Origin of the sequence: Alkalicoccus luteus (genome assembly GCF_012034335.1) — a bacterium.
Lineage (GTDB): Bacteria > Bacillota > Bacilli > Bacillales > Salisediminibacteriaceae > Alkalicoccus > Alkalicoccus luteus_A.
Window position 1 is genome coordinate 21505 of record NZ_JAATHJ010000038.1, and the last position, 11896, is coordinate 33400.

Here is an 11896-nt window from a genome sequence, read left to right on the forward strand (position 1 = left end):
TATCTGCGGACACTCGCTTTCCGGAGGGAACGGGCTCAGCTAACCACTTCCTCCTGCTGTCGGAAGCGATGGATCTTCGCCTCGTTCTGATCCTCCAGGAGTCGAGGTCCTCCGATGTCGGCAGCTGGCAGTGCGTTTCACGTGCCTGGTTAGGACTTCACGATAAGCTTTCATACAGATAGAACCTTCCCAATAAAACGTTTCGATGTTAAATAGGGATGTCAGTCCTTCATCGAATTCATGATAAACGTAAAAAAACAGTCGAGTCTGCCTAGTGGGAAGTTGTTTTCCACGAAGCAGAGCCGTTTCCCCGATGTGTCCGGCGGAGACGCCAGTGGAAGTCGCCCAGCCTGAAGATTCAGTGCCGTTCAGATCTGCGAACGGCATAAACGCACGAGCGGAGCCGGACCGGGTCTTAAAGGCTTCTCGCGAGAAGCATGTGTCCGAGTGAAGCCGCGCCATCTTACGTGCCTTTCTTCCCTTCATACAGGGGGTCACCCTGAGAAATAGCTGAAGGCCAGCCCACGGCAGGCTCGGTAAACAGAGGGGAAATACAACCAAACGAATAAACATGTAAGTTATAATACTTTTTCAACAACCTGAGAAGCTTCCGGCAGAATTCCGGAAGCTTCTTTTCGTTTTAAGGCAGTGAGGAAGCTGCTGTGGGTTTTTTAACAGAAGCGGAGCGCGGGTCGACTAAAGCACGTATAAGAAAATCGAATTGGCGCCCGAGTTTGCTTCTCCTTCGCTGGAATTTACGTTACTGGAATCCAGATCTCGCTCTCATAATCCCCCTGATACGGGTCTCCCTCTGTGCTGTATACTTCCAGCTCAGGACCGCCGGCGTGCTCATAGCCGGTTGCCGGAAACCACTCAGAAAAAATACGTTCCCATACCGGCGGCATAGCGTGCGGCATGGCACCTCGAACAGGGAAAACGGCCCACTGATGCGGAGGGATTTCCGCAACGGTCCAACTCGAATCCGGCTGATGTTCTCCTTCTACAGCGATCATATACGTGAGCTGATCACCCTCCGTATGCATGCAAATACCGAGCACTCCCAGTTCGCCGGCCAGATGATCGAATGTATCGATCCAGCCTTCTTCGTGAGCTTCGCGCCAGAAAGCAGAAATATCGCGGTGATGCTGACCGTTCTGAAGCGAGGTGACAACTTTCTTTCCAGAAACCAGTTGTTTTTCGTGTGTGACAACTTTGTAATTCAATTCAACCGCTCCTTTCAATTGAAGATGAAAAGAAAGTTTTGGGTACGCCTTTAGTGGATGGGGCTGAACGCGAACGCTGGACGGGGGAATGCCGTGCAGGGTTTTAAATGCTTTGGAAAACGACTCAGGTGTTTCGTAGCCATATTCCCACGACAGGTCTGTGATCGATCTGCTGCTTGCCTGCAGTTCCTGAGCTGCCAATGTCAGCCGGCGATTGCGAATATATTCTTGCAGCGTAAAGCCGGTGAGGATTTGAAACATTCGCTGATAATGGAACGAAGACAGACCGGCAGCTGCAGCAATATCCTCTGATTTGATTTTTCCGGGCAGCAGTTCCTCAATCAGATCAAGACTCTGCTGTATCGCTTTCAAGCCTTCCATGGAGACCCTCCTTTCTTTTCTAACCTTAGTGTACGGAAGCGGAATGAAAGCTGCCGGTCATATTGTGCGCGTTTGGAACAGGGCGCCTCATCACTGGGCAATTCGCTGCTCTTCGGGTTCAGACGCCGTATTTGAAACAACTCTCTCCGGCTTCAAAAAGAAACTTAATACGAGAGCGATAGCTGCCATGATCAGACTGCCGGCGAAGCCCCATTGAAACCCGGTCAACTCCGCCATAAGCACGGGATCTGCCGGGGAGGAAGCCGGATTATACAGCTGTGTACCGACTCCGACAAACGTGATCAGCAGCGCTGTTCCGATGGAAGCAGATATCTGCTGAAGCGTGTTGGCCATCGCAGAACCGTGAGCATACCAGTGCTGCGGGATCTGGTTCAGCGCAGCCGTCATAACCGGCATTAACGTCAGCGACAGGCCAAACATACGGACGGCGTACACGGTCGTTAAAAACGCAAACGACATATCGAGTGACAGCTGGGTCAGCATGCCGGTCGTAATCACGACGATCACAAATCCCGGAATAGCGAGCCGCTTAGCTCCATATTTATCGAACAGCGCTCCGGCGACAGGAGACATGATACCGATCACGACGGCGCCTGGCAGCAGCATAAGACCTGATTGAAGCGGTGTGAAACCTAGTACGTTCTGCACAAAAAGGGGCAGCATCGTTTCGGGTCCGATCAGGGACACCATCGACACGAGCGTAATCCCGATCGACAGCGTGAAAATGGGAAATTTAAAAATCCGGAATTCCAGAATCGGACTTGGGAGCTTGAACTGACGGCGGACAAAAAACCCAATAATTACTGCACCAAGCAGAACAAGACCAATGACGAGAGGACTCGTAAATCCTTCCTTTGAAGCGACCCCGAATCCGTATAGAAACGACCCGAAACCGGCTGAAGACAAGATAATGGAAAGCACGTCGAGCTTCGGCTTGGAAAGCTCTGTGACGTTCCGCATAAAAAAGAACGCAAGCGTTATGGCAAGTACGACGAGAGGCAGCACGGCTACAAAAAGGGACCGCCAGCTAAAATACTCCAGAAGCACACCGGAGAGGGTCGGACCGATTGCCGGACCGAAGGCGATAACAATTCCGAGGAGCCCCATCGCTCTGCCGCGGTGCTCCGGCGGAATGAGAATCAGCAGAACTGTCATGAGCAGCGGCAGCATGATCCCGGATCCCGAAGCCTGGACGACACGGCCGGCTAGCAGCATCGGAAAGGACCATGATACGGCAGCCAGGAGCGTTCCGGCGCCGAACAGGCTGATAGCCGTTAAAAATAAATGCCGTGTTGAAAAGCGTTCAATTAAAAACGCAGAAATCGGAATCATGATCCCGTTGACCATGAGAAATACGGTAGTCAGCCACTGCACTTCTCCCTGCGTAATCGAAAACACTTGTTGAATGGTCGGCAGTGCCGTTGCGAGAAGCGTCTCGTTTGTGATTCCCATAAAAGCACCAAGCAGAAGAGCGGCTATCATGGCCTTCTTCTCCCGAGAGGATAAAGCGTTAGTCATCAGCCTGCACTCCTTTCCAGCGCACCCACTGCAATTCCAGCTCACGGATGCCACTGTGCTTTTCGAGGGAGGCGGCCTTTTCCAGTAGTGTATCCACAACAATCCAGACCGGGTCGCCGTCTTGAAACTGACCGAGTATTTCATTTAACAGTTCCCGCGTTCGTTTTTCGCGGCAAAGCGTCAGCGCCCGCCCGCATGATTCATGAAGCTCCTCCATTGTCACTTTTTCGGTCGATAAAGAGGGACGGTCCAAGCCGGCGAGTGCTTCTGCAGCTGAAACGATAAACTCGCTGATATCGTGAGGAGAATATGCACGGTTATGCCAGAGCATCTGCTGCAGATAGCTGTGCAGGATTCCGTCTGTCAGCATAGAGAGATCTTCCAGCTGAGATTCAATTGACGAACCAAAGGCGGCAAGCAGAGCCGACTGCCGCCATGTCAGAACTTGTGCGTGATGAGCTTGAAACGCCTCGGTAATGCCATGGTCGCCACCTGGCGGGTAGGTGCTCATTAGTTCAAAAATGAAGGTTCGATGAGCAAGCGCATGATCAATTTCCCATTTAAGCCTGGCCTGAAGCAGAGCCCGGCCGTTCTCTTTTTCTTCAGGAGAAGCAAATAACGTTTCATAATAAAGGTCCAGCACGGCAAGTACCAGTGCTTCCTTCGAATCGAAATGCTGATAAAACGATCCCTTTGACATGCCTGCTGCTTCGGTGATTTTTGCGATGGAAGCGTTACGGATGCCGGAGGATTGAAACAAATCAAGCGCAGCCTTCATCAGGCGCTGTTTTCTGGACATCTTTTTCCCTCCAACGAATACGATTTGACTATATGGTCATTAAAATGACCGTTCGACCACGATGCTTTATCACAGCGCTCTCCACCGCAGCAACAAATAAACTCCAATTTTGACAAAACGCTGCCGTACCCCTTTCCGCCTGCCAGGCGTATGATAGAGGAAAGAGGGAGGGACCGGATATGAGAGCAGTGCGAGTTGCAGCATACGGAGGGCCGGAGAACATTCGCATAAAAGAGGAGACCGAGCCGGTTCCCCAAGAGAATGAACTGCTGATCCGTGTGGAGGCAGCGGTCGTAACTCCGCCGGACTGTGCGTTCCGTGCGGGCAAACCGGCTGCTGTCCGTATATTTACAGGAGTCAAGCGGCCGAAGCGTGTACCGGGAGATACGTTTGCCGGTGTCATCGTCAAGACAGGTGACAGGGTGAAGGAGTGGCGAAGCGGCATGCACGTATTTGGGTCATCCTCAACGCAGTTTGGTGCCCATGCAGAGTATATGGTGATTCGTGCAGATTCAGCATGCGCCTTTATCCCCGATGACATGAGTTACGCTGAAGCTGCTTCGCTCAGCTACGGCGGACTGACGGCACTTCCGTTCATTCGTGATCAAGCACAAGTATCATCAGGTAAAAAAATCTGGATGAACGGTGCAGCCGGAGGAGTAGGTGTCTATGCAGTACAGCTTGTGCATCTATTTGGAGCGGAGGTGACAGCGTCTGCTGCCGGAAGAAACAGCGTTTTTTTGCAAAATCTCGGCGTCGATAACATTCATGATTACAGCTGCGGACCGGCTCCTGAAGGCATGGCATATGACATTATGTTTGATATTCCCGGAACCTATTCATTTTCTGAAGTGCGTCCGTTTTTGGCAAAGCAAGGCCGCTACATGACAGCTGATTTGAAGCTGAATGTTCTATACCGTATGCTGACCAGCCGCTTCCGCACCGGGCCTAAGGCTGTCTTTGCCGCTACAGGTCTTCGAAAGCCGGCCGACGTACAGCAGGACCTCCGCTATTTAGCGGAGCTTGTACGGGAAAAACGGATCCGGCCGGTGACCGACCGGATCTTTGCACTCTCAGAAGCTGCGGAGGCTCACCGATACGTGGAAACAGAGAAAAGACGGGGACCGGTCATTCTTGATGTCCGCGGAAATGCTGCGTTGACGCCAGCTTAATTAATCATATGATACGTGAAAAAGAGCTGTCCCGAGTGGAAAAGGGGCAGCTGTTTTTTGTTGAGGTAAGCGTTCCGGCTGCATGAGCAGAGCACACTGCGTTAGCTCATAAAGGGAGAAGGTAGACGTCACTTCCTGCAATATGCGAAAAAATCTCTTGTAAATGTAACAAAACGAAACGTTACACGTTTTATTGTTACGAAAATATTACACATAATATTCTGAAAACGATGTCATGACATCGTTTAATTACCGCCGTGAGCGCTTTGAAGGAATATCAAAAAGCGTTCTTTTTTTGCATAAAATATTACAAAGTGTAACAGGTCGTTTTAAGTTTATTGACATTTGGAGATAAATCTATACATGTTACCCGATATTGTGTACGATTAAACACGTTGAGAGAAAACATTAGAGAGAAAAAAACATAAAAAACAAAAACTAATTTATTTGAGAAAGTGGGAGAGAGAACTTATGAAAAAACTAGTAATGAGCCTCGCAGTAGCAGGAGCAATTTTTGCAGCACCAACTGTAACAGATGCAATGAGCATGGGAGATCGCGGCGGGGATGTCCGTGAACTTCAGCAGACGCTTGCTGACGAAGGGTACAACAATGCATCAAACGTCGATGGCGTATTTGGTCCGCTGACGCTTGCAGCAGTACAGCGTTACCAGCTTTCAAACGGCATTTCCAGCCCAGCCGGTAACTTTTACGGAGTAGCTGGTCCTGCTACACAGTCTTCCCTGGGTCTTGCAGACGGAAGCAGTGCTTCTTCTTCAAGCAGCACGTCTTCTACAAGCAACACACAGGTAGCGGGAACAAGCTCTTCAAGTGATGCAAGCGCTATGATTTCAACTGCACGCAGCCTGATCGGAAGCCCTTATGTCTGGGGAGGCATGAGCCCGTCCGGATTTGACTGCAGCGGATTCATCAACTACGTTTTCAACCAGCACGGTGAAAGCCTGCCGCGTACAGTTGCTCAAATGTGGAGCGCAGGTACACCGGTGTCCAACCCGCAGCCGGGAGACATCGTATTCTTTGAAACTCGTACAGGTCCTTCCCATTCAGGAATCTACCTCGGAAACAACGAGTTCATTCACTCCGGAGCTTCTACAGGTGTAACGATTTCCAACCTGAGCAGCAACCCTTACTGGAGCAGCGCGTACATCGGAGCACGCAGCTTCTAATAAACACGTATGATTGTTTTACCAGCACGGTGCTACCTGCGGATATCGCAGCAGGCCGTGCTTCTTTTTTTCAACGAACACTTTCGTGTAGTAGAGCAGGAAAGAATTTCAAATCAACTACTACTTCCTTCCAACAATAGATGCTGAAAAAGGTGATAGAAGATGAAGAGACAGACATGGAAAATGCCAGGAGCAGTCATTGCTGCAGCAAGTCTGCTCCTGATCGGAGGCGGGCAGGTGTCAGCGTATGGGGAGGCGCCCCGGATCGAAAGTGAATCCGCTTTTCTTATGGATGCCGGAACTGGAGAAGTTCTTTATGAAAAGAACGCCTCCGAACGCATGTATCCTGCAAGCATCACGAAGATCGTCTCCGGTCTGCTGGCTGTGGAAGAAGCAGACTTATCTGAAACAGCGGTTGTCAGTGAGAACGCAGTGGAAACGGATGGGACGAGCGTTTTTCTGCTTGAAGATGAGGAAATGGAGCTTCGTCAGCTCGTTGAAGGGCTTGTCATTAATTCCGGAAACGATGCCGGGACGGTCATCGCGGAGCATCTGGCCGGCAGTGAAGAGGCCTTTGCCGAAAAGATGACAGACTTCGTTCGTGAAAAAGCAGGAGCGGTGAATACGCAGTTCCAAAATCCGCACGGTCTTTACCATCCGGACCACTATACAACTGCTGAGGATATGGCTGCCATTGCTCAATATGCGATGAAAAACGATGAGTTTATGGAAATCGCCGGCACGAGAGAGCTTGACTGGGAAGGAGAAGGATGGGAAACAACGATTTACAACCACCATCTTCTGCTCGGAAACTATGCCGGGGTAACTGGTTTGAAAAACGGGTTTGTTTCCCAGTCAGGATTCACGCTGGTGACGACGGCGGAAAGGGATGGAACGAGTCTCATCGCCGTAACCCTGAAAGCGCCGACGTCGGATATCATGTATCAGGATACAGAGGCACTGCTTGACTACGGTTTCCACCAGTCTAAAAAGCGTGGCATCGGGCTTCTGCCACGCGCCTCTGCCGCGGAGCTGAATCAGCAGAAGCTTCCTTTAACCATTGCGGTTGACGTCAGCGGCTATGGCAGCGTTCGTTTGAAAAAATGGAATGGGGATATCCTGCTCGAAGAAATGCTGCAGGATCCGCCAGAACAGCTTCAATAAAGAAGGGCCGGATCAGGCGTAAGCTGCCTGAACCGGCTCTTTTTTTATTATACAGAAACTAGGCACTCGGCTCTTTGTAAATAGTCTCGAACGCAGGGCGCTTTTCATAAAAGCTGTAGATTGCATCGGCAATTTTATCCGGTGCGAAAAACGTTCCCTCCTTCACCATGCCAGCAATCGTAATCGTGCCAACGAACAGACCGTGCTCCTCCATTTCATCGTGCAGCGACCGTGTCAGGTTGCGCTGAGCTGCTTTGTTCAGCGATAAGGAAGCAAATGGAGCGTACGGTTCGAGGGAGAAGGCTCCACCGGTGACGAGAAAAGTAGCCTGGTCGGTGAAAAGCGGCCGCAGGTGCTGAAAAACGTGAAGCATGCCTCCGATGCTGACCTGCAGATCCTGCATCACAATCGATGTCGACAGCTGCGACGGAACTTCCGGCGTGCCGCCAACTGCATTAAACAGCACCGCTTCAATTTCTGTTTCCTGCTCCTTCAGCGTATCTGCAACCCGTTTGACTGCAGGTTCGCTTGCAGCATCCATCACCATGTGCGAGGCATCAATGCCCTTTTCCTGCAGATCACTGCTCAGCTGCTCAAGCCTTCCCCGGTTTCGTGCCGTCAGCATAACGTGAAAGCCTGCTTTCCCAAAACGTTCTGCTGTGTGAAAACCGATACCGGTTCCTGCCCCGACAATCACGACTGTTTTCGTTCCCATAGCGAAGCTCCTCTCTCTATTATTTTCTTTACTGCTCTATACCCGTTTCAGCGGTCTTTAACGTGTCGGCCCAGATGTTTAGCAGCATAATCCGCAAACGCTTCTGCGGCCGGGGACAGCTGGGAGCGGCGCATTCTGGACAGACCGATTGTGCGCGACGCGCCGGAAGGCTGAATGGGCACCTGTACGATTCGCAGTGTCCTGGCAGTCGGCTGCTTTGGAAGAATCGACACGCCAAGACCGGCTCCGACTAAACCTGCGGCAGTATCCGCTTCATCTCCCTCAAACGCAGGCGTAAGCGGCAGTCCTGCTTCACGAAACAGACGCTCTACGGACCGCCGCAGCGAATATCCTTCCTTTAAATGAATGAACGCTTCTTCCTGAATATCCGACAGGCGCAGATGAGTTTCAGAAGCCAGCGGGTGACCGTCCGGGAGCGTGATGTACAACTCTTCCTTCCATAAAGGCTGCCAGTCGACAGAAGACGGATTTTCAGGCTGGACGGTCAGACAAAGATCGAAAATGCCCTCTTCAAGCTGAGACAGCAAGGTGTGGGATGGCCCCTGGCCAAGCGCAAACGATACGTTCGGATATTTCTCCTTATAAACAGCAAGCAGCTCCGGCATGAGCCCGGTGCTGAGCGTGTGCAGGAAGCCGACGGAAATTCGGCCCATGTCCGGCGCCTGAAGCTCTTCGGCCTCCTGTTTTGCCGTGTCCAGTTCCTGTACAATCCGGCGGGCCCGGATTAAAAATTGCTTCCCAAAGCGGTTAAGATAGATCGAACGTCCGCGCCGGTCAAACAGCGGTGACCCAAGCTCGTCCTCGAGACGGGAAATGGCACGGCTCAGCGCCGGCTGGGTGACTGATAAAAACGCTGCCGCCTTCGTCAAATGCTCACGCTCTGCGGCTGCAATAAAATAGCGAAGCTGCATATCATCCAATACCATCAGCCTCCTTATGTAAATTAGACATGAATAACATGATTATCATGCATTATACAGCATGAATATTGCATGCTACGATGGAAAAAGCAGGCAGGAGGGATGAACATGCCGAAAATTCGCAGGGGGACAACGACATTCACGAAAACAGCAGCCGCATTTTTTGCGGCTGGATTTAATACGTTTGCGATTTTATACTGTGTGCAGCCGCTGATGCCGGAGCTATCTGCCGCGTTTGATGTGTCACCGGCAGCTGCAAGCTGGGCACTTTCCGGTACGACGATCGCACTTGCTGCGGCGATGCTCGTATTTGGGACCATTTCAGAAGTGTACGGCCGAAAGCGGCTGATGGTGATCACCATGTTTGCCGCATCGATTCTCTGCTTTCTAACTGCTTTTATGCCAGGCTACACGGAAATTGTCGCGATGCGGACGCTCACCGGCGTTGCGCTTGCCGGCCTTCCCGCCGTTGCGATGGCGTATTTAGGAGAAGAGATCGAACCAGGGAGCCTCGGAGCAGCGATGGGACTCTATATTAGCGGGAACGCAGCAGGAGCCGTGTTTGGGCGCGTTTTTTCCGGCGTTACCGGGGGGATGTTCGGCTGGGAAACAGCTATTGCAGGCACAGGCCTGATCAGCATTGCAGCGGCTGTCCTGTTCTGGAAAAGCCTTCCGGAGTCGCAGCACTTCAAAGCAAAGCAGGCGGATCCGGCGGCGCTGGGGAAGGGCATGCTGTATCACTTGCAGCAGCCTGCTATGATTTGTTTGTTTCTCATGGGCTTTATGCTGCTCGGGAGCAACACGGCACTGTTTACGTTCATTGGCTATGAGCTCATGCAGGAGCCTTACAGCATGTCGCAGACGCTGGTCGGCTGGCTGTTTCTCATTATGATCGTCGGGATGTTCAGCTCTGTACTCACAGGACGCCTGCTCGACCGTTTCGGCAGGCAGCAGGTTTTAATCGGGAATTTGCTGCTCGCAGCAGGCGGGACGGCGCTGACGCTTGTGCCCGATGCAGTCGTTAAAATAATCGGCATCGGTGTGTTTACGTTTGGCTTTTTTATCAGCCATTCGGTTGCGAGCGGCTGGGTCAGTCAGCTGGCAGCGACGAATAAATCACAGGCTTCTTCGATCTATCTCTTCCTGTATTACGGAGGATCGACAGCAGCAGGACCGCTCGGCGGCTTGATTTGGTCGGGAGGAGGCTGGCCGGGACTTGCGGGACTGACGCTCGCCTTTCTTCTGACAGCTGTGCTGCTGGCTCTGCTGCTGGTTCGGCTGACCTCTGTGAAAGAGAAAGTACGTGTGCCATCCAGAGCCTGATCAGTCGATCTTGCTGCGGTTCTCTACTATAATTAAGAGCGATGAAGAGAAGAGCAGGAGGTAGTTATGAAGCTTGTCAGACCGAAAGCATTTACGATGAAGGCAGGAAAGCGTGCCGTTTTGCTGCTGCACGGCTTTACCGGCAATCCGGCAGATGTGCGCCGGCTCGGAAGGCATCTGCATAAAGCTGGATACACGTGTCACGCGCCCATCTACCGCGGACACGGTATGCAGGCCGAGACGTTGATAGATACTAACCCCGATGACTGGTGGCAGGACGTTCTCCAAGGCTATGCCTGGCTGCAGGAGGAAGGATACGAGGAAATTGCCTGTGCAGGCGTATCGCTCGGTGGGTTGTTTACATTGCGGGCGGGAGCAGAGCTGGAGCTGAAAGGACTCGTTTCGATGAGTGCACCGATTTTGGAAAAAAGCATGGAAAGCCTCCGTCGCCGCGTTACTTACTATGCAAACGAATATAATCGAGTTACCGGACTCACTCAGGAAGAGGCAGAAACTGCGCAAGCGCAGCTGGAACAGCACCCGATGCCTTTTCTGGAGCCGCTGCAGCAGATGATTACCGGGGTGAGAGAAGAACTCGGGGACATTGAAGCGCCGCTTTACGTGATTCAAGGCGAACGGGATGAGCCGCTTTACTTGGAAAGCGCGCCGATTATCGAACGAGAAGCCGGGTCCGCGCAAAAGAAGCTGTCCTTTTACAAAGATTCCGGTCATTTAATTACAGTCGGGCGCGAAAAAGAAGCACTGTTTCAAGATATTGAAGCATTTCTCGATACGCTGGACTGGAAAGAGCCTTTGGAATGAAAGATTCCAAAGGCTTCAGGCTGTTGACAAAGTCAATCAGCTTACATGAGTATTCGGTTGATTGTATTTCCCCTCTGTTTACCGAGCCTGCCGTGGGCTGGGCTTCAGCTATTTCTCAGGGTAAACCCCTGTATGAAGAGAAGAAAGGCACGGCTTCACTCGGACACAGGCTTCTTACAAGAAGCCTTCAAGACCCAGTCCGGCTCCGCTCGTGCGTTGATGCCGTTCGCAGATCTGAACGGCACGGAATCTTCAGGCTGCGCTGATTCCACAGGCGTCCCCGCCGGACACGAAGGGGAAATGGATTTGTTTGATGGAGAAAAAACGTCCCGATCGCTGACGCTGGGGCTTTTTGTGGTGGATACGTTGACGTACATCCCTATTCGACATCGAAGCATTGCCTAACGAAAGGTTCCATCCTTATAGAACAAGCTCGTGTGAAGGCTCACCAGGCGTTTCAACCGGACTGCCAGCTGCCAAATCGGAGGAACTCGACTCCGAGAGGATCAGAACGAGGCGAAGATCCAGCGCTTCTGACGAAAGGAAGAAGCGGTTAGCTGAGGCCGTTCCCTCCGGAAAGCGAGTGTCCGCAGATGCAGGCAGATGCAAGGTTATTCACCTGAAATTACTTT

12 protein-coding genes are annotated in these 11896 nt (G+C 51.8%); 6 read left to right on the forward strand and 6 right to left on the reverse strand.

Features of this window, described 5'->3' with window-relative positions; genetic code table 11:
* Window positions 1-39: 39 nt before the first annotated feature.
* From HCN83_RS16220 to HCN83_RS16235, 4 genes are all read right to left on the reverse strand, one after another.
* Window positions 40-387 (reverse strand): hypothetical protein, encoded by a 348-nt coding sequence (locus tag HCN83_RS16220; protein ID WP_168009188.1) that lies wholly within the window; start codon window positions 385-387, stop codon window positions 40-42.
* Window positions 388-755: 368 nt separating this feature from the next.
* Window positions 756-1604, reverse strand: a complete 849-nt coding sequence (locus HCN83_RS16225; protein WP_168009190.1) for an AraC family transcriptional regulator — start codon at window positions 1602-1604, stop codon at window positions 756-758.
* A gap of 90 nt (window positions 1605-1694) precedes the next feature.
* A complete protein-coding gene (locus HCN83_RS16230; RefSeq protein ID WP_168009192.1) occupies window positions 1695-3143 on the reverse strand; it encodes an MDR family MFS transporter in 1449 nt (482 codons plus the stop codon).
* Window positions 3136-3942 (reverse strand): TetR/AcrR family transcriptional regulator, encoded by an 807-nt coding sequence (locus HCN83_RS16235; protein WP_168009194.1) that lies wholly within the window; start codon window positions 3940-3942, stop codon window positions 3136-3138. Before HCN83_RS16235 ends, HCN83_RS16230 begins: the two co-directional genes overlap by 8 nt.
* Before the next feature lie 179 nt (window positions 3943-4121).
* Between HCN83_RS16235 and HCN83_RS16240 the strand changes: the two genes are divergently transcribed.
* From HCN83_RS16240 to HCN83_RS16250, 3 genes are all read left to right on the forward strand, one after another.
* The gene (locus HCN83_RS16240; RefSeq protein WP_168009196.1) at window positions 4122-5114 is read left to right on the forward strand and encodes an NAD(P)-dependent alcohol dehydrogenase; all 993 of its coding nucleotides are present in this window, start codon (window positions 4122-4124) and stop codon (window positions 5112-5114) included.
* Window positions 5115-5585: 471 nt separating this feature from the next.
* The gene (locus tag HCN83_RS16245) at window positions 5586-6299 is read left to right on the forward strand and encodes an NlpC/P60 family protein (RefSeq protein WP_168009198.1); all 714 of its coding nucleotides are present in this window, start codon (window positions 5586-5588) and stop codon (window positions 6297-6299) included.
* Between the two features lie 162 nt (window positions 6300-6461).
* Entirely contained in the window at window positions 6462-7463 is a 1002-nt protein-coding gene (locus HCN83_RS16250; RefSeq protein ID WP_246238278.1) for a D-alanyl-D-alanine carboxypeptidase family protein, read from the forward strand.
* Window positions 7464-7521: 58 nt separating this feature from the next.
* On the opposite strand, the gene HCN83_RS16255 is transcribed toward HCN83_RS16250, so the two are convergent.
* Window positions 7522-8178, reverse strand: coding sequence for an SDR family NAD(P)-dependent oxidoreductase (locus tag HCN83_RS16255; RefSeq protein WP_168009200.1), 657 nt, complete (start codon window positions 8176-8178; stop codon window positions 7522-7524).
* 47 nt (window positions 8179-8225) lie between these two features.
* On the reverse strand, window positions 8226-9110 hold the full coding sequence (locus tag HCN83_RS16260) for a LysR family transcriptional regulator (RefSeq protein ID WP_168009212.1): 885 nt from the start codon (window positions 9108-9110) through the stop codon (window positions 8226-8228).
* 117 nt (window positions 9111-9227) lie between these two features.
* On the opposite strand from HCN83_RS16260, the gene HCN83_RS16265 reads away from it, so the two are divergent.
* The 3 genes from HCN83_RS16265 to HCN83_RS16275 all read left to right on the forward strand — a co-directional run bounded on the left by HCN83_RS16265 (window position 9228) and on the right by HCN83_RS16275 (window position 11669).
* A complete protein-coding gene (locus tag HCN83_RS16265) occupies window positions 9228-10442 on the forward strand; it encodes an MFS transporter (RefSeq protein WP_168009202.1) in 1215 nt (404 codons plus the stop codon).
* Window positions 10443-10508: 66 nt separating this feature from the next.
* Complete coding sequence (locus tag HCN83_RS16270) at window positions 10509-11264, forward strand: alpha/beta hydrolase (RefSeq protein ID WP_168009204.1); 756 nt, start codon at window positions 10509-10511, stop codon at window positions 11262-11264.
* Window positions 11265-11483: 219 nt separating this feature from the next.
* Entirely contained in the window at window positions 11484-11669 is a 186-nt protein-coding gene (locus HCN83_RS16275) for a hypothetical protein (RefSeq protein WP_168009206.1), read from the forward strand.
* Window positions 11670-11896: the final 227 nt, after the last annotated feature.